The sequence below is a fragment of the Blastococcus sp. CT_GayMR19 genome, from assembly GCF_004570385.1.
GTDB lineage: Bacteria > Actinomycetota > Actinomycetes > Mycobacteriales > Geodermatophilaceae > Blastococcus_B.
Window position 1 is genome coordinate 27,952 of record NZ_SPQL01000003.1, and the last position, 16,873, is coordinate 44,824.

General features: G+C 72.7%; 20 protein-coding genes. 15 read left to right on the forward strand and 5 right to left on the reverse strand.

Annotation, left to right across the window (positions count from 1 at the left end):
* Positions 1-4 precede the first annotated feature (4 nt).
* From E4P39_RS05190 to E4P39_RS05235, 10 genes are all read left to right on the forward strand, one after another.
* Positions 5-1,795, forward strand: a complete 1,791-nt coding sequence (locus tag E4P39_RS05190) for a nickel-dependent hydrogenase large subunit (protein ID WP_135135339.1) — start codon at positions 5-7, stop codon at positions 1,793-1,795.
* A 10-nt stretch (positions 1,796-1,805) separates the two neighbouring features.
* Positions 1,806-2,765: a NifU family protein gene (locus E4P39_RS05195; protein WP_135135340.1), complete on the forward strand. Its 960-nt coding sequence runs from the start codon at positions 1,806-1,808 to the stop codon at positions 2,763-2,765.
* On the forward strand, positions 2,762-3,397 hold the full coding sequence (locus E4P39_RS05200) for a DUF5947 family protein (protein ID WP_135135341.1): 636 nt from the start codon (positions 2,762-2,764) through the stop codon (positions 3,395-3,397). Before E4P39_RS05195 ends, E4P39_RS05200 begins: the two co-directional genes overlap by 4 nt.
* Positions 3,397-4,041 carry a DUF6084 family protein gene (locus tag E4P39_RS05205; RefSeq protein ID WP_135135342.1) on the forward strand — a complete coding sequence of 215 codons (645 nt, stop codon included), beginning with the start codon at positions 3,397-3,399 and terminating at the stop codon, positions 4,039-4,041. Before E4P39_RS05200 ends, E4P39_RS05205 begins: the two co-directional genes overlap by 1 nt.
* Positions 4,038-5,423, forward strand: a complete 1,386-nt coding sequence (locus E4P39_RS05210) for a hypothetical protein (protein ID WP_135135343.1) — start codon at positions 4,038-4,040, stop codon at positions 5,421-5,423. The genes E4P39_RS05205 and E4P39_RS05210 overlap by 4 nt, the downstream gene beginning before the upstream one ends.
* A gap of 127 nt (positions 5,424-5,550) precedes the next feature.
* Entirely contained in the window at positions 5,551-5,787 is a 237-nt protein-coding gene (locus tag E4P39_RS05215; RefSeq protein ID WP_135135344.1) for a hypothetical protein, read from the forward strand.
* A gap of 20 nt (positions 5,788-5,807) precedes the next feature.
* A complete protein-coding gene (locus tag E4P39_RS05220) occupies positions 5,808-6,206 on the forward strand; it encodes a hypothetical protein (RefSeq protein ID WP_135135345.1) in 399 nt (132 codons plus the stop codon).
* A gap of 2 nt (positions 6,207-6,208) precedes the next feature.
* A complete protein-coding gene (locus E4P39_RS05225) occupies positions 6,209-6,721 on the forward strand; it encodes a hydrogenase maturation protease (RefSeq protein WP_135135346.1) in 513 nt (170 codons plus the stop codon).
* Between the two features lies 1 nt (position 6,722).
* Entirely contained in the window at positions 6,723-6,986 is a 264-nt protein-coding gene (locus tag E4P39_RS05230) for a HypC/HybG/HupF family hydrogenase formation chaperone (RefSeq protein ID WP_135135347.1), read from the forward strand.
* Positions 6,979-7,767 carry a DUF6390 family protein gene (locus tag E4P39_RS05235; protein ID WP_135135348.1) on the forward strand — a complete coding sequence of 263 codons (789 nt, stop codon included), beginning with the start codon at positions 6,979-6,981 and terminating at the stop codon, positions 7,765-7,767. Before E4P39_RS05230 ends, E4P39_RS05235 begins: the two co-directional genes overlap by 8 nt.
* 17 nt (positions 7,768-7,784) lie before the next feature.
* Here the strand turns inward: E4P39_RS05235 and E4P39_RS05240 are convergent, their stop codons facing one another.
* The gene (locus E4P39_RS05240) at positions 7,785-8,399 is read right to left on the reverse strand and encodes a maleylpyruvate isomerase N-terminal domain-containing protein (RefSeq protein WP_135135349.1); all 615 of its coding nucleotides are present in this window, start codon (positions 8,397-8,399) and stop codon (positions 7,785-7,787) included.
* Positions 8,400-8,534: 135 nt separating this feature from the next.
* Between E4P39_RS05240 and E4P39_RS23310 the strand changes: the two genes are divergently transcribed.
* Positions 8,535-8,678: a hypothetical protein gene (locus tag E4P39_RS23310; RefSeq protein WP_348633809.1), complete on the forward strand. Its 144-nt coding sequence runs from the start codon at positions 8,535-8,537 to the stop codon at positions 8,676-8,678.
* A 322-nt stretch (positions 8,679-9,000) separates the two neighbouring features.
* The gene (locus E4P39_RS22175) at positions 9,001-9,174 is read left to right on the forward strand and encodes a hypothetical protein (RefSeq protein WP_167761613.1); all 174 of its coding nucleotides are present in this window, start codon (positions 9,001-9,003) and stop codon (positions 9,172-9,174) included.
* Positions 9,175-9,520: 346 nt separating this feature from the next.
* Here E4P39_RS22175 and E4P39_RS05255 read toward each other — a convergent pair whose 3' ends face one another.
* Positions 9,521-10,108, reverse strand: coding sequence for a TetR/AcrR family transcriptional regulator (locus E4P39_RS05255; protein ID WP_167761615.1), 588 nt, complete (start codon positions 10,106-10,108; stop codon positions 9,521-9,523).
* A 130-nt stretch (positions 10,109-10,238) separates the two neighbouring features.
* Between E4P39_RS05255 and E4P39_RS05260 the strand changes: the two genes are divergently transcribed.
* Positions 10,239-10,535, forward strand: a complete 297-nt coding sequence (locus tag E4P39_RS05260; protein WP_135135352.1) for a hypothetical protein — start codon at positions 10,239-10,241, stop codon at positions 10,533-10,535.
* A 308-nt stretch (positions 10,536-10,843) separates the two neighbouring features.
* Here the strand turns inward: E4P39_RS05260 and E4P39_RS05265 are convergent, their stop codons facing one another.
* From E4P39_RS05265 to E4P39_RS05275, 3 genes are read right to left on the reverse strand one after another with little or no spacing between them, the layout of a single operon-like run.
* Positions 10,844-11,821, reverse strand: a complete 978-nt coding sequence (locus tag E4P39_RS05265; protein WP_135135353.1) for an ABC transporter ATP-binding protein — start codon at positions 11,819-11,821, stop codon at positions 10,844-10,846.
* The gene (locus E4P39_RS05270) at positions 11,811-13,427 is read right to left on the reverse strand and encodes an ABC transporter permease subunit (RefSeq protein ID WP_167761616.1); all 1,617 of its coding nucleotides are present in this window, start codon (positions 13,425-13,427) and stop codon (positions 11,811-11,813) included. The genes E4P39_RS05265 and E4P39_RS05270 overlap by 11 nt, the downstream gene beginning before the upstream one ends.
* Before the next feature lie 54 nt (positions 13,428-13,481).
* Positions 13,482-14,459 (reverse strand): extracellular solute-binding protein, encoded by a 978-nt coding sequence (locus E4P39_RS05275; RefSeq protein WP_167761618.1) that lies wholly within the window; start codon positions 14,457-14,459, stop codon positions 13,482-13,484.
* Between the two features lie 330 nt (positions 14,460-14,789).
* Here E4P39_RS05275 and E4P39_RS05280 point away from each other — a divergent pair, with 330 nt between their 5' ends.
* Both E4P39_RS05280 and E4P39_RS05285 read left to right on the forward strand, forming a co-directional pair.
* Entirely contained in the window at positions 14,790-15,995 is a 1,206-nt protein-coding gene (locus tag E4P39_RS05280; RefSeq protein ID WP_135135356.1) for an ABC transporter substrate-binding protein, read from the forward strand.
* A gap of 7 nt (positions 15,996-16,002) precedes the next feature.
* Positions 16,003-16,872: a branched-chain amino acid ABC transporter permease gene (locus tag E4P39_RS05285; RefSeq protein ID WP_135135357.1), complete on the forward strand. Its 870-nt coding sequence runs from the start codon at positions 16,003-16,005 to the stop codon at positions 16,870-16,872.
* Position 16,873: the final 1 nt, after the last annotated feature.

The following is a 16,873-nucleotide window of genomic DNA, read 5'->3' on the forward strand; positions in this document are numbered from 1 at the left end:
GACGATGACTCTGACCGAACCCCGTACGACCGGTAGGACTCCCGGCGCGAACCTCGTCGAGATGGCCTGGGACCCGATCACCCGGATCGTGGGCAGCCTGGGCATCTACACCAAGATCGACTTCGAGGCCCGCGAGGTCGTCGAGTGCCACAGCACGTCGTCGATCTTCCGTGGCTACTCGATCTTCATGAAGGGCAAGGACCCGCGCGACGCGCACTTCATCACCAGCCGCATCTGCGGCATCTGCGGCGACAACCACGCCACGTGCTCCTGCTATTGCCAGAACATGGCCTACGGCGTGAAGCCGCCGCACCTGGGGGAGTGGATCGTCAATCTCGGCGAGGCGGCCGAGTACATGTTCGACCACAACATCTTCCAGGAGAACCTGGTCGGGGTGGACTACTGCGAGAAGATGGTCGCCGAGACCAATCCCCGCGTGCTCGAGCAGGCCAACCGGACCGACGCCCCGCACGCCGACCAGCACGGGTACCGGACCATCGGCGACATCATGCGGTCGCTGAACCCGTTCACCGGCGAGTTCTACCGCGAGGCGCTGCAGGTCAGCCGCTGGACGCGGGAGATGTTCTGCCTCATGGAGGGGCGGCACGTCCACCCGTCCACGCTGTACCCGGGTGGCGTCGGCACGGTCGCGACCATCCAGCTGATGACCGACTACATGACCCGGCTCATGCGCTACGTCGAGTTCATGAAGAAGGTCGTGCCGATGCACGACGACCTGTTCGACTTCTTCTACCAGGCGTTGCCCGGCTACGAGATGGTCGGCAACCGGCGGATCCTGCTCGGCTGCTGGGGCTCCTTCCAGGACCCGGAGTACTGCAACTTCGAGTACAAGGACATGACCGAGTGGGGTCGCAAGATGTACGTGACCCCGGGCATCGTCGTCGACGGCACACTCGTGACGACCGACCTCGTGCAGATCAACCTCGGGATCCGGATCCTGCTGGGCAGCTCCTACTACGAGGACTGGCTCGGCCAGGAGGTCTTCGTCGAGCGGGACCCGCTCGGCAATCCGGTCGACGTCCGGCACCCGTGGAACCAGCACACCAACCCGCGGCCGCAGAAGCGCGACCTCGACGACAAGTACAGCTGGGTGATGAGCCCGCGCTGGTACGACGGCAAGGACTACCTGGCGCTGGACACCGGCGGCGGCCCGCTGGCCCGGCTCTGGTCGACGGCGCTGGCCAACCTGGTCGACATCGGCTACGTCAAGGCCACCGGGCACAGCGTGCAGATCAACCTGCCGAAGACGGCGCTCAAGGGCCCTGTCACCCTGGAGTGGAAGGTCCCCCAGTGGAGCAACACGATCGAGCGGAACCGGGCGCGGACCTACTTCCAGGCCTACGCGGCCGCGTGCGCGCTGCACTTCGCGGAGAAGGCGCTGGTCGAGATCCGGGCCGGGCGGACCAAGACCTGGGAGTCCTTCGAGGTTCCTGACGAGGGCATCGGCTGCGGCTTCACCGAGGCCGTGCGGGGCGTGCTCAGCCACCACATGGTCATCCGGGACGGGAAGATCGCGAACTACCACCCGTATCCGCCGACCCCGTGGAACGCCAACCCCCGCGACTCCTACGGCACCCCGGGCCCCTACGAGGACGCCGTCCAAGGCCAGCCGCTCTTCGAGGAGAACGACCGGGAGCACTTCAAGGGCATCGACATCATGCGGACCGTCCGCAGCTTCGACCCCTGCCTGCCGTGCGGCGTGCACATGTATCTCGGCAACGGGAAGACCTTGGAGATGACCCACTCGCCCACGCAGTCGGTCACCGGCGAGTGACGGCGCCGGCATGACGTCGGCGGGCACGGTCCCGGAGGCGGGCGCGGCGCCGGACCCGGGGGAACCCGACCTCCGGGTCACGGGGGAGCGGATCGAGGCCCTGCTGGAGGCGGCGTCCACCGGCGGGCGGGTCGCCCGCGAGCGAGCCGAGGAGCTGGTCCGGCTCGTCGTCGACCTCTACGGGTCGGGGCTGGAACGGCTGCTGGAGATCGCGCACGAGTCCGGCCGGCTGGACGACGAGCTGCTCGACCGGCTCGCCGCCGACGAGCTCGTCTCCAGCCTGCTGGTCGTGCACGGCCTGCACCCCTACGACGTCGGGACGCGGGTTGCGCGCGCGCTCGACGGCGTGCGGCCCTACCTGGGCTCGCACGGAGGGGACGTCGAGCTGGTCGGCGTGACCGAGGACGGTGTCGTGCGCCTGCGGATGCTGGGCAGCTGCGACGGGTGCCCGTCGTCCTCGGTCACGTTGACCTTGGCGGTGGAGACGGCGATCCAGGCCGCCGCGCCGGAGATCCTCGGCATCGAGGTCGAGGAGGCAACCCCCCGGGCGACCGCGGCGGTGATCCCGGTGTCGGCCCTGCGGTCGCGGCTGGACTCCGGCGCGCGGGTTCCGGCGGGTGGCGGTTGGACCGCGGTCGACGGGGCGGACGCCCTGCCGGCCGGGCAGGCCGCCGGCTTCGCGGTCGCCGGGATGCCCGTCGCCGTCGTGCGGGTGGGTCCCGACTTCTATGCCTACCGGGACCGCTGCCCGCGGTGCGGCGGCGGGATCGCGGCCGGCGCCGTCGAGCGGCGGCTCGGCGGCAGCGCCGCGGACGCGGTCCTGCGCTGCCCGGGCTGCCGCGCCCACTACGACGTCCGGCGCGCCGGCCGCGGGCTCGACGATCCCGACGACCACCTCGAGCCGCTGCCGCTGCTGGTTCGCGAGGGCGTCGTCACGGTGGCCCTGCCCGGGGCGGCGGTGAGCGCATGACCGCGTCGTCGTCTCCGCTCTCCGTGCTCGCGCGGATTCGGGCGAACCGGCCCGTGCCGAGCGCCGAGGAGCGCTGCGAGATGTGCGCCGAGCCGATCGGCGGGGCGCACCCGCACGTGGTCGACGTCGTCGGCCGGGGCCTGCTGTGCACCTGCCGGCCCTGCTACCTGCTGTTCACGGCCGAGGGGGCGGAGCTGCGCTACCGCGCCGTCCCCGACCGCTACCTGTCGTTGCCGGACTTCGCCCTCCACGCCGGCGCCTGGGACGAGTTGCAGATCCCCGTCGGGCTGGCGTTCTTCTTCTCCAACTCGGTGCAGTCCCGGACCGTGGCCTTCTACCCGGGCCCCGCGGGGGCCACCGAGTCGGAGCTCCCGCTGGGCGCCTGGGACCGGATCGTCGGCGCCAACCCGGTGCTCGGCTCGCTCGTGCCCGACGTCGAGGCACTGATCGTCCGGATGCCGGACCGGTCGAGGACCGAGCCGGCCGCCCACCTGGTGCCCATCGACCGCTGCTACGAGCTCGTCGGCCTGCTCCGGACGGCGTGGCGCGGGTTCGACGGCGGGCAGGAGGCGCGGGCCCTGCTCGACGCCTTCTTCGCCGACCTGGCCGCGCGCGGGAAGCCGGTGCGGTGATGCCGGAGCTGACGTTCACCGTCGTCGACATTCGCCCCGAGCCGTATGCCGTCGTCCCGAACCTGCTCGCCCGGCTGCGCATCGAGGAGACGACCGGCGAGCAGGTGCACGCCCTGGCGCTGCGCGCCCAGGTCCGCATCGAGCCGCAGCGGCGGCGCTACGACGATCCCGAGGTCAGGGCGCTGCTCGACCTGTTCGGCGACCGGACCCGCTTCGCGCAGACCTTGCGGCCGTTCCCGTGGCTGCACGCCTCGACCGTCGCGCAGGGGTTCACCGGGGCATGCGAGATCGACCTCGTGCTCCCGTGCACGTACGACTTCGACGTCTCGGGGACCACCTATCTGCACGCGCTGCGCGACGGTGAGATCCCGCTCCTGTTCCTCTTCAGCGGCACGGTGTTCTGCCGCGGCACCGCCGGTTTCTCCGTCACCCAGGTGCCGTGGGACCTCGAGGCCCGGTACCGGATGCCGGCCGCCGTCTGGCGCGACCTGATGGAGGCGCACTTCCCGCGCAGCGAATGGCTGCGGATGCGGCGGGACACCGTCGAGGCGCTCGCCCACTACCGGCACGTCCGCGGGCTGACCAGCTGGGACGACGCCGTCACCTTGCTGCTCGGGCAGGTCTCGGTGGGAGAGCCGTCATGACCCTCGACCTGGCTCGCCTCGCCGCCGACGCCGTCCTCTACGAGGGGTACCTGCTCTATCCCTACCGGTCCACCGCGGCCAAGAACCAGGTGCGCTGGCAGTTCGGCGTCCTCGGTCCGCCGGGGGCGGCGGAGGCCTCGCTGGGGGAGGAGGCCGGTCTGGCCGCCGAGTGCCTGCTGCGGCCGGACGCCGGCGCCCGATGGGAGGACACTGCCGCGACGGTCACCGTGCACCTGCGGTTCCTCCAGCTGCAGCGCCGGCTGGCCCAGCGCCGGTCGGCCGACGGCAGCCACCGGACGGTCGAGAAGCTGTGGTCCGGGAACGAGCACTGGACCAGCTGGGACGAGGCCGTCGAGGTCGAGCACGAGCTGGGCACCTTCGGGGTCGACGCCCTGCGACGGGGCGTCGCGCTGACCGTGGCGGTCGACGGCGGCGAGGACGTCGAGCCCGTGCCCGGCGGGCGGCTGCTGCGCCGCCGATGGCCGCTGCGGGCGGCCGCGGCGGTGGGGGCCGAGGAGGACGGCGACCTGCTGCGCCTGCGGCTCGCGGTCACCAACACCGCCGCTGCCGCTGCGGACCGGGACGCCGCCCTGCGGTCCTCGCTGATCGGCGCGCACCTGCTGCTGGCCGCCGAGCACGCTCGGTTCGTCTCCGTGATCGACCCGCCGGAGGAGGCCCGGGCCGCTGCCTCCCGCTGTCGCCAGCGCCGGTGCTGGCCGGTCCTGGCCGGTGACGGCGGTCCGGACGGGCAGGCCTCGGACGTGGTGCTCGCGTCGCCGATCATCCTGTACGACCACCCCGCGGTGGCCCCCGAGAGCGTCGCCGCGATGTTCGACTCCACCGAGATCGACGAGATCCTGACGCTGCGGGTCATGACGCTGACCGACGACGAGAAGGCTCAGGCCCGGGCGACGGATGCGAGGGCGGCGGCGATCATCGACCGCTGCGAGCAGATGTCGCCCGCCGAGCTGCAGCGACTGCACGGGATCCTGCGCGAGCCGCACGCCGCGTCGGACGGCCCGGTCCTGACCGGCGACGACTGGTGGGCCGCCGAGGCCGCGGCCACGGTGTCGCCGGAGACCGATTCCGTGCTGGTGGCCGGCACCCGGGTGGGCCGGGGGAGCCCGGTCCGGCTGCGACCGTCCCGCCGCGCGGACGCCCAGGACATGTTCCTGGCCGGCCAGGAGGCCACCGTCATCGGCGTGCACGTCGACCTCGACGGCGAGACGCACGTGGCCGTGACCCTTGTCGATGATCCGGCGGCGGAGCTGCACGACTGGTACGGCCGCTACCTCTACTTCGCGCCCGACGAGCTCGAACCGCTCGTCCGGGCGGCTCCGGACAGCCCGGAAGCCGATCAACGAGAGGAGAGACCGTCGTGAGGATGGTCGGAGTGCTGACCACGCTGCTGGTCGCGGCGGGCCTGGCGGGAGCCGTCGTCGTCGGCGTCCGCTCGGTCCCGGACGTGAAGCGCTACCTGGCGATGCGCCGGATGTAGGAGGCGACGACGTGATCGACGACGTGAACGACGACGACGGCACCGAACCCGCCACCCATCTGCAGGAGGAACCGCAGTCCGAGCGGGGAGCACCCGGATCGCGGGACACCGGCTCGGCCGAGCCGGGCGGGGGCCCGGTGGACCGGCCGGCCGGGACATCCGACCCGGACAGCGACACCACGGTCGACGCGCAGGGCGCACAGCAGCCCGGCGCGCCGGACCTGCCGACCGGCGACCAGGCCGGCTGACGGCCGGGAAGGGGAACGTCATGACGATGTCACCCGGTGAGCCGGGGCCCACCGACTTCGAGGGCAAGGAAGTACCGCCGTACGAGGGTCGTCAGGGAGCCCAGGAGGTCGACGGGGAGGACAAGGTCCGCCGCGACGGGGCCAACGTGGGCGGCGCCACCGGACCGGCCGAGAGCAGTGAGCGGAAGGAGCCCGAGCCGGCCGACACCGCCCGCGGTGCGGTGGCCTCGCCGGCCGACGAGCAACCGGCCGGGCGGACGCCGAGCGGCGACGAGGGCGAGGCGTCGGTCGGGCCGGCCCACTACGCAGGCACGACCCGAGGCGAATCCGTCAGCCGGGACAAGCACGAGAAGGGCGGGCCCGAGGAGGCCGACAACCTGGGGGACGGGTTTGTGAGGCGGGGCGGGCGGAGGACGTAGACGTGGAGACGGCCGGGGAGTGCCGGGTCCTGGTCGCCGGCATCGGGAACGTCTTCCGGACCGACGACGGGTTCGGGTCGGAGGTCGCGCGACGGCTCGCTGCGCTGCCGTGGCCCGACGGCGTCCGGGTGGTCGACTACGGGATCCGCGGCATGCACCTGGCCTACGACCTGCTCGACCCCTGGGACGCGCTGATCCTCGTCGACGCCCTCCCCGGCACCGGCGACGCCGGCACCGTGGTGGTCCTGGAGATCGGTGCGGACGACGTCGGCGCGGGCGGTCCGGGGGGCGCTGCCGGGGTCGACGCGCACGGCATGGACCCGGCCACCGTGCTGGCGAACCTGGCCGCGCTGGGCGGCCGGCTCCCGCCACGCACCCTGCTGGTGGGGTGCCGGGTCGCGGAGACCGGTGAGGGGATGGGGCTCACGCCGCCCGTCGCGGCCGCCGTCGACGAGGCGGTGCGCGCGGTGCAGCGCCTCGTGACGGACGGACTGCGGGCGCGGGAGGTGGCCTGAGATGTGCCTCGGGATCCCGGGACGAGTGGTCGGGATGGTGCCCGGTTGCGGCGACCAGCTGGCGCTGGTCGAGGTGGAGGGAGCCGCGCGGAAGGTCAACATCGGCCTGCTCGACGAGGCGCCGGCGCCGGGCCAGTGGGTGCTGATCCACATGGGCTTCGCGGTCGAGCTCACCGACCCCGTCGGGGCCGAGGAGGCCATGGCCGGGCTGGAGCTGATGGGCCGCTCCCGCGACGACGCTGCGGGGGAGGGCGGCCGTGGGTGAGGCCGGATTCCCCGTCGTCCCCGGGCCGGTCCTGTTCGCGCGCTACGCCTTTCCGCCCAACTCCCACGGGTTCTGCGGTCCGGCCGACTCCGGCGGACTGTTCGAGTACGGCGTCGCCGGGCGGGACGACGGCGGGCTTCGGGCGATGGCCCAGCAGTTCGCCGGGGCGTGGCCGTACCTCCAGCTGATCGCGGGGGCCACGGGTTTGACCGATCCGCTGGACCGCCGGGTCGTGGAGGCCTACTGGATCGGCAGCCCGCGCCTGGACGAGGTGGGCACGCACGCCGTCGGGGACTCGATGGAGGACCGGTTCCGGTTCATGACCGGGGCGCGCTTCTCCACGCTGACGGAGGGGGTGCTCGCCGGGGGAGTGCCGCACCACAGCTTCGCCGTCTTCTGCATCTATCCCTACACCGGCCTGCTCACCGACGGGCGGAAGGCGCCGCACGCGCTGACCGTGCTGGACCGGTGCCGCATCCGTTGGGGCCGGGTGCTGGCGGTGGAGGGGGATCAGGCGGTCGTCGAGGGCCGGCCGTTGACGTGGGACGGCGACCTCCTGCAGCTGGGACCCGTCGCGACCGAGACCGTCGTGCGGTCGGTGGACGGCGTCGGCATGGTGGGCACGGTCGCGCCGGGGGACTGGGTGTCGATGCACTGGGAGTGGATCTGCGACCGGCTGACCGAGGCGCAGGTGTCGAGGCTGCGCCACTTCACCGAGCGGCACCTGGCCATCGTCAACGACCGGTCGGCGCGGTCGGTCGTGCCTGCCCTGCTCGGCTGATCCGGGTGCCGCTAGCGTCAGAGCACCGTGAAGCCCGGCGGCAGACCCGGCCGGCCGGTGGCGGCGAGCAGGAGCGGCCCGGCGAGGCCGTCGGCGACGGCGAGCTCGGCGATCAGCTGGAGGGCCTGCGCCGCGGCCGTTGCGGGGACGTCCATCGGCAGGTCCAGCGCGGCGGCGAGGTCCGCGGTGTGGACGGCCAGCTCGAACGTGCGGGTCGGCAGGTAGTCCGCGAGCCGCATGCCACCGGCGATCGTCGTCACGAGCTCGGTGCCGTCCTGGGTGTCGAGGAGCGTGATCACGCGCGCGGCGATCTCGGCGACCGCGGAGTGGGCGTCGGCACCGAGGGCGTCCCCGGCGTCGCGGCCGCGCGCCGCGACCGCGGGGTCGGCGGCGGCCGCGCGGACGGCGCGGAAGTAGTCGGCGGCGGTGGCGACCTCGACGGTGGCGGCCGGACTGGCGAGGTACGTCGTGACCGTGAGCAGGGAACGGCTCGTGTGGCCGACCAGGGCGCGCACGTCCCACTCGCCCAGGCCGGGCAGGTTCCACCGGTTCCCGACGAGGGCGGTGGTGCGGACGAACCACTGCGCGGCGTCGGTGAAGGCACGCCGCGAGTCGTCCCACGAGAAGTCCATGGCCGCGAGGCTAGCCAGGTCGCGGGCGGGGGCACGACCAGCACGTTCCTGCTCGGCGCTCGCCCTCGCTACGTTGGCGCGGTCCGAACCCGACGACCGGAGGACCGCCCGTGACCTCTCGCCTCAGCCGACGAGCTGCGCGGCTACTTCACCAAGCTCGCCGAGGGCGGATCCGTCACCATGCCGCTCGAGAAGCAGATGTGGGGCGACGAATTCGGGATGTGCGTCGATCCGTTCGGGGTCGCCTGGATGGTGAACATCTCCGAGCCGGCCGGCTGAGCGGTTCCGGCCGGGTGAATCGCGCGGCCGGCCACTGGCGGCTCCGGGGCGGTCCCAGATGATCCCGGGGTGACGGAAGCGCACCAGCGGCGACGATGGGCGCTACTTGTCCGGGATCTCGCCTCGGCCTGAGCCAGACTGGCGCCCCGGCGTCAGCGGCCATGTGTCTCCTGGCGACCGCTGAGGGCGACTGCCGGGATGCGCCTGATCGACGCCGACGACGGCGCTCGTGGTGGGGCCACGACGTTGAGCAGGAAGTTCTTCGATGGTCCCAGGGACCGAAGACCCTCGATCGTGCTGACCGGGCCCTAGCATTTGTGGCATGTACGCGATCCATCTGACGGACTCCGAGCTGGACATGGCCCGGCATGCCTTGCAGGCGTATCTGCTGGCTTTCGGTCACGACGAGGCCGCAACTGTCGGTGAGATCAAGCGTGTGATCGCCAAGTTGCGCGCCGCCCAGATCGAGGACGAGGGCCCGCGCGTCTCTGCCTGACGAGCGGGCGTGCGGCGTCGGCCGACGTCACGTGCCGGCGAGGCCGCTCACGCCGAGCCCGCTGCTGGTGTTGAGCGGCCCACTGTGGGCTACCTCGGAGACTGGCCAGGCCCTCAGGGCTTTGAGGGCCACCGCCTCGCCCAATCTCGCCTCTCCCCGCTCGGTCCCAACGAGGCACGTACGCCACCACCGCTCGTCGCAGCGGGCGCCCGGCGCTGGTGGCGGGCGGACCGCTGCCCCATCCAAGGTCCATGCCGGCCCACTGTGAGACACGCGGAAGAGCGCTGAAGACACGGGCTGCCTGGGTCCGAACGTGGTCCGGGGCACCCGTCTCGGGGCGTGGCCGTCATCCGAGATGCGCGGGGCCGAGCAGCTGCAGGCGGAAGGATTCGAAGAGCCACTGCTCATACCGTGCAGGCGACCACCGTCGTTCCCGGACGATGAGATGCCAGACGCTCGGGTGATTGAGGGTCCACAGCAGGTCGGCTGCCTCCCCCGCCTCCAGTGATGGCCGCAGCGCGTCGAGGGCGACGAGCTGGTCGACGACCGCCCGCTGGACCCGGAGCAGCTTGGCTTGGATGTCCTCCCAGAGCGTGGCGATCTCGGGGTCGGTGGCCGCGGCGGTGCGGATGACTTCCAGCAGCGGGCCGGTGGCCGTCTTCACCCGGCGGGACTGCGCGGCGAGCAGCCGCAGTTTCTCCACTGGGTCGACCTCGTCCGTGAGCTCGCGCATCCACCGGCGTTGCAGGACGGGAGTCGCTTCTTCCTCTCCGCCGAGGCGGGCCTCCCACACGGCCCGTAGCAGCCCGGCTTTGGTCTCGAACGCCAGATACACCGTCTTGACCGCGACTCCGGCGGCCGCGGCGATGGACGGCACTGCGGTGGCGGCATAGCCGCCGTCCTCGAAGAGCCGACGAGCGGCGTCGACGATCACTCGCCGCGTCTCCGCCGCCTGCGCTTGGCGGCGGGGTGAGACGTACCGACGGCTCTTGACGGGCGATCCCACGTCGCTACAGTAGCAACGTATTCACTACACCTGTCGAGCACTCAAAGGAGTGGAACCAATGGCGACCTTGCGGATCGATCTCGAGGTGCAGGACTACCACCTGTGGCGGACAGCCTTCGGCAAGGACGCCGGCGGCCGCGGGCGCCACGGGGCGCGCCGCCACCGCATCTTCCAGGCCGCGGGTGACGAGTGCAGGGTGAGCTTGGACATCGATTTCTCCACCATGGCGGAGGCCGAGCGGTTCTTGACCGTGCTGCGGGACGAGGTGTGGCCGTCGCCGGACAAGGCCCCGGCGAAGATCGGCGCACCCGCGGCACGGATCATCGAGATGGTCGAAGCGGAGGACTATCGCTGACCGCCGGTGTCTTCACAGCCGCCTTCTGTCCTAAAGCGGCCCACTCAGGGACAAGGTCCGACCGCTGAGACGCTTCCGCGGAAGCGTCAAGGTGTGCGGCTTGACGACGCTTCCGCGGGGACGTTCGCCCCCGGACGTGCTCCGGCAACCGGCTCACGTGGGACAGCTCGCCGTTTGCCGCAGCCCGACAATGTGCGCAGATCAGCAGTTTCCTGCCTCAAACTGCTCCTCTGCGCACAACGTTCCTGGGGCCCCAGGTGTCCCTTGGGCCGCGTTAAGGGGCATGCGGTGCCGTGCAGCGTTGACGCTCATGTGGAAGAAGCGCCCAGGGGCCAGCTCTGCAGGAGGGTCCAGCCGACCCGGGCGCCCACGGGGTGACGTGGGGGACCGGGCTCGCGGACGAGCAGCTGGCCGAGGGGTGTCTCGGCCAGGTAGTCCGAGTGCGGGCCGCGGAACCAGACCGCGCGTACCTCGGCCTCCAGCGGCCCGCCGAGGCAGGCCCAGCCGGGCCGCACCAGCACCGGCCCTCCGCCGTCCGGCGCGTCGATCACCGACGCCGGACCGGTGAGCCGCGCGGCGAACAGGTCCACCGGCTCGGCGTAGACCTGCTGCGGGGTGCCGACCTGCAGCAGCCGTCCCTCGGAGAGCAGTGCGACCCGGTCGGCCAGGCCCAGCGCCTCCTCCGCGTCGTGCGTGGCGTAGACGGCGGCCGCCCCGCTGTCGCGCCGGCGGGCCCAGAGCTCGTCCAGGAAGACACCGCGCACGTGGGTGTCGAGGTGCGCGGTCGGCTCGTCGAACAGGTAGAGCGACGGCCGCCGCGCCAGCGCCCGGGCCAGGCCGACGCGCTGCTGCTCCCCGCCCGACAGCTCGGCGGGCCGCCGGTCGGCGAGGGAGGCGATCCGCAGCCGCTCCAGGATCGCGCGCGCCTCGCTGCGCGCCTGCGTCCGCCCGGCGCCCCGGCGTCGGGCCGGGTACGCCACGGTGTCCAGCGCCGACAGGTGCGGCCACAGGGCGTAGTTCTGGAAGACCACGCCGACGTCCCGGCGCTCCGGCGGAACGATCCGCCGGCCTCCGGTCACCTCGGTCCCGCCGAGCCGGACCGAACCCGCGCTCGGCACCAGGAAACCGGCCACCGCGTGCAGCAGCGTCGACTTGCCCGAACCGGAGGGGCCGAGCAGCGCCAGCACCTCGCCCGGAGCGACGGTCAGGCTGACGCCGCGCAGCGCCGGCGTCCCGTCGTAGGCCACCTCGAGATCGACGACCTCCAGTGCGGGGTCAGGCGGCACGAGTGGCCCCGCCCGGCAGCCCGGCGGCCCGTCGCGGCGCGAGCCGGCCGATGACCCACCAAAGGATGAGAGCGGGCACCGCGACGAGCAGGAACAGGACGACGGAGAGAGCGGCCGTGGGGCCGATCCGGCCGAGCTCCTGGCTGTTCAGCACGACCACCGCCAGCGTCTCGCTCCCCGCCCCGTACAGCAGGCTCGACATCGTGACCTCGTGCAGGGCGGTGAGGAAACAGACCAGCCAGGCCCCCAGCAGCGCCGGCGCGAGCGGCCGCAGCGCCACCGTCCGGACGGCGGTGATCGGGCCGGCCCCACCGGCCCGGGCGGCGCGGAGCTCGTCGGGGGGCAGCCGGTCGAGCGCGCCGGCGATCGACCGGTGGGCGAAGGCCCAGAGCTTGGCCAGGTACGCCAGGAGGATCAGGATCAGCGTCCCGGACAGCCACCGGCCGTAGGCGATCAGCAGCGCGACCGCGAGCGTCGTGCCGGGCAGCACCAGCGTGAGCGTGACCAGGGTGGCCGTCGTCCGCCCACCCCGCCGGCGTTCGAGAACCGCGACCAGTCCGCCGAGCACGACGAGCAGCGTCGCGGTGACCACGGCCAGGCCGACGCTCCGGCCCAGCGCCTCGCCGGTGCGCGGCGTGAGCACCGAGCGGAAGTGGTCCAGGCCCCAGTTGCCCGGCGTCGGGGGCACGCCCAGCGCGCGGGTGACCGACGACAGGAGGAGGGCCGCCAGCGGCAGGGCCAGGGTGAGGGCGAGGTAGCCGGCCAGCCCGAGAGCCTGCGCCCGGCGCACGTCCCGCCGTCCCGGAGCCGCGGCTGTCCCCTGCGCGTCCGCCGGCCGCGTCGACCGGAGCCGCGGACCGAGCAGTGCGTCGGCGGGTGCCACGCAGGCCGCCGCGACGAGGACGAGCAGCAGCGCGAGCGTCACGGCCTCCAGGAACAGGGCCGGGTCGCCCCCGAGGGACAGGTCGGCGTAGATCCGCGTGGTCACCGTGTCGAAGCCGGCCGGTGCACCGAGGACCTGCGGGATGGCGAAGGTGCCCAGCGTCAGCACGAAGACGAGCACGCCGGCGGCCGCCACCGCCGGCAGCGCCAGGCGGAGCGTGACGGTGAGCAGCGCCGTCGCGCTGCCGGCACCGGACGCCCGGGCGGCGCGCTCGAGGTCCGGCTCGGCACGGGCGGCGAGGCCCACGGCGACGACCAGGTAGACGAGCGGCGCGGCGTTGACGACCAGTACGAGCCACACCCCGGCCGGGCCGAGCAGGCCGGCCCAGTGCAGCCCGAGCACTGCGTCGGTGAAGCCGGCCCGGGCATACGCCTGCGTCCAGCTGTAGCCCAGGACGAAGTCGGGGACCAGCACCGGCAGGAGAACCGCGATCTGCCAGAAGGCCCGCCCGGGGAGGTCGGGCCGCCGCAGCACCAGCGCCGTGCCGACGCCGATCGGCAGGGCCGCGACGGTGACGGCCGCCGCGAGGACGACGGTGTTCCGGACGGCCGTCAGGACACCGGGGGAGCCGAGGATCCCGGCGACGTCGGCGCCCTCCGTCCACACGACGGCGCCGAGGCGCAGCACCGGAAAGACGACCAGCGCCGCGAGAAGGACGCCCATCGCGACGGTGGCGCCCGCTCTGCCCCCGATCGGTGCGGTGCCAGGAGGCATCGGTCAGCCGCCGAAGACCTGCTGGTACTCACTCAGGATCGCGTCCCGGTCCTGGCCGATCGCGGCCCAGTCGGGGGAGACGGTGGGAGCGCCGTCCGGAACGGTCGGGCCGGGGACGCCCGGCCGCGTGGGGTACGAACCGGACTCGCCGAGCACGGTCTGCCCCTCCTCGCTGAGGACGAAGGAGAAAAAGGCCTTCGCCGTCGCCGAGTCGGCGCTGTCCGCGGCGAGCGCGACCGGCCCGTGGACCGCCACCGCGCCCGGCTCCGGCCACGCGACGTCCACGGGGGAGCCCGCTTCCTTGGCCGCGTAGGCGGACTGAGCTGTCGTCATGCCCGCGTCGTAGACGCCCTGGGCCACGCCGGTGGTGACGTCGTCGGGCGTGCTCACCTGGACGGCGCCCGCGCTCTCCAGGTCGCGGTAGAAGTCCACGCCGTAGTCGGGGGAGGAGGCGAACCAGCCGAGCGCGCCCAGGGCGGACGCGGCCACGGACGGGTCGGGCACGGCCACGGACGGGTCGGGCACGGCCACGGCACCGGACGCGGCGAGGTCGGACCACTCCTGCGGCGCCGGGACGTCGGTGCTGTGGACAGCCACCAGGTAGAGGACATGGCCGCCGACGGAGTCGAGGGTGCGGAACTCCTCGGGGATCGCGTCGGCCTCGGGCGGCGTCCAGCCACCGACGAGGTCGGAAGCCACGAGGGCCTGCACGGTGAGCGGGTCGCAGCCCCAGAAGACGTCGGCCTGCAGCCCACCCGACCGGACGTCGGCGGCCACGCGGGCGTTGAGCTCGCCGGTGGGGGCACGGAAGAGGTCGACCGGAGCCCCGCCCTCGCTCTCCTCGAACGCCGCGAGAACCGGCTGGATGCTCTCGTCGCTGAGGCAGGTGTAGAGGGTGATCGGTTCCGGCTGCTCGCCGTCCGCACCGGCGTCGGCGTCCGTCCCGCCACAGGCGGCCAGGACGAGGAGTACGACGCACATCGCGAGCGGTCCCGGTCGTCCGGGACTCCCCGGTTCTCCCGCGGGTCGGCCCTCCGACTCCGTCGCCATGGAGATCACCCCGGGGCGACGCTACGACCGGCCGGCCCACCTGTCAGTACGTTCGGGCCCGGGCGTGGCGCCGGTGATCAGCCCGGGCGGACGAGCCCGCCACCTGCGTGTGCAGCTCCCACGGGGAGCCGCCGTGCGCCTGGCCGTCCGTGGCCCGATCGTGTCCGGGACTTCTTGTGGTCGGCATCACAGCGCCGTTAGCCTTCAGCAAATTCGCAACCATTTGCTCGCATATCGAGCGAGCCATTCCTAGGGGACCTGATGAGAAGGACCGCACCGGCCCGCGCGGCAGCGCTGCTCGCGGCGCTCACGCTCGGCCTGGCGGCCTGCGCCGAGTCCGAGTCGGGAGGCGGCGGTGGTGGTGGAGGCGCGGCGGACGAGTCAGGCCCCATCAAGATCGGCGCCGTCCTGGACATCACCGGCGCCGGCGCCTCGCTCGGCGTGCCCGAGCGCCAGGCCCTGGAACTGCTCGCCTCGCAGCTGCAGGAGGAGGGCGGCATCGACGGCCGCGAGGTCGAGCTGATCATCGAGGACAACCAGTCCACCGAGGACGGCGCCGCCAAGGCGATCAACAAGTTGGTCAACGAGGACGAGGTCGATCTCGTCCTGGGCGCGAGCCGCACCGGGCCCAGCCTGGCGATGCGGCCGGTCGCCGAGTCCAACCAGATCCCGATGATCTCGCTGGCCGCCAATCAGGCGATCGTCGACGGCTCGGAGTGGGTCTTCAAGACCGCCCAGAACGACCGCGTCGTCATCGAGCGGATGATCGACTACATGGCCGACCAGGGGCACACCACGATCGGCCTGGCGCGGGACGCCTCCGGCTTCGGCGAGGGCGTCCAGGAGATGTTCGACGAGATCGGCGCCGCCGAGGGCATCTCGGTCGTGGCGGCCGAGAAGTTCGCTCCCGACGCCACGGACTTCACCGCCCAGATGGTGAACCTGCGCAACGCCGCCGCCGACATCAACGTCATCTGGGGCATCCCGCCCGCGGCCGGGCTCGCGCAGCAGGCCTACGTCCAGCTGGGCATCGCGGCGCCGGTCATGCAGAGCCACGGCATCGGCAACCAGGTCTTCCTCGACACCGCGGGGGACTCCGCCGAGGGGCTCGTGGCGCCGCTGGGCCGCCTGGTCGTCGCCGACCAGCTGCCGGAGGACGACCCGCAGGCCGACGTCATCAACGAGTTCGTCGAGGCCTACACCGCCGAGTACGACCAGGGGCCGTCCACGTTCGCCGGCCACGCCTACGACGGCTGGCAGCTCGCCATCGACGCGCTGCGCGAGGTCGGCACCGACAAGCAGGCCGTGCGCGACCACCTCGAGGGCCTCGAGGACGTCGTCGGCATCAGCGGCACCTTCACCATGAGCCCGGACGACCACTCCGGGCTCACCAAGGAGGCGCTCGTGCTCGTGACCGTCGAGAACGGGGCGTGGAAGCTGCTGCCGGACCAGGGCACCGGCGGCTGACCCCGTCGTGACCGACCTGCTCCAACTCCTGTTCGCAGGGCTCAGCCAGGGTGCGGTCTACGCACTCATCGCGATCGGCTTCGTCGCGATCTTCACGGTCAGCGGCGTCATCAACCTGGCGCAGGGCGAGTTCGCCGCGCTCGCCGGCCTGGTGGCCATCTCCGCGGCCGGCGGCGGGATGCTGCTGCCCGCTGCGGCGGTCCTGGCCGTCTCGACGGTCGCGATCGTCGCGGTGGTCATGGAGCGGCTGGTGATCTTCCCGGTCCGGGGCATGACGACGCTGGTGTCCCTGATCCTGACGCTGGGCGTCTCCACCGGCCTCAAGGCGCTCATGCTGCTGATCTACGGCCCGGACGCGAAGGGGCTGGAGCCGCTCTTCCCCGGCGCCTTCGACCTGGCCGGGGTCAGCATCCGGTACCAGGAGCTGCTGATCCTCGCCGTCGCCGGCGTGGTCGCCCTCGCCGTCTACTGGTTCTACGAGAAGACGCTCGCGGGCAAGTCGCTGCGCGCCTGCGCCGAGCAGCCGGTCGCGGCGCGCCTGGTGGGCATCTCGCTCAGCCGCGCCTCGCTGCTGAGTTTCCTCATCGCCGGCTGTGTCGGCGCCATCGGCGGTGTGCTGGCGAGCCCGATCTACTTCACCGGCTGGGAGTCCGGCCTGACCCTGGGGCTGAAGGGCTTCGTCGCGGCCACGCTGGGCGGCCTCGTCTCCGTCCGCGGCGCCGTCCTGGGCGGCCTTCTGCTGGGCGTGCTCGAGAACCTCACCGCCGGGTACATCAGCACCGGCCTGCGCGACGCCGTCGCCTTCTTCCTCCTCATCGTCGTCCTCGTGGCCCGGCCGTCGGGGATCTTCGGGCGCCACGCGGAAGCGAGGGTCTGAC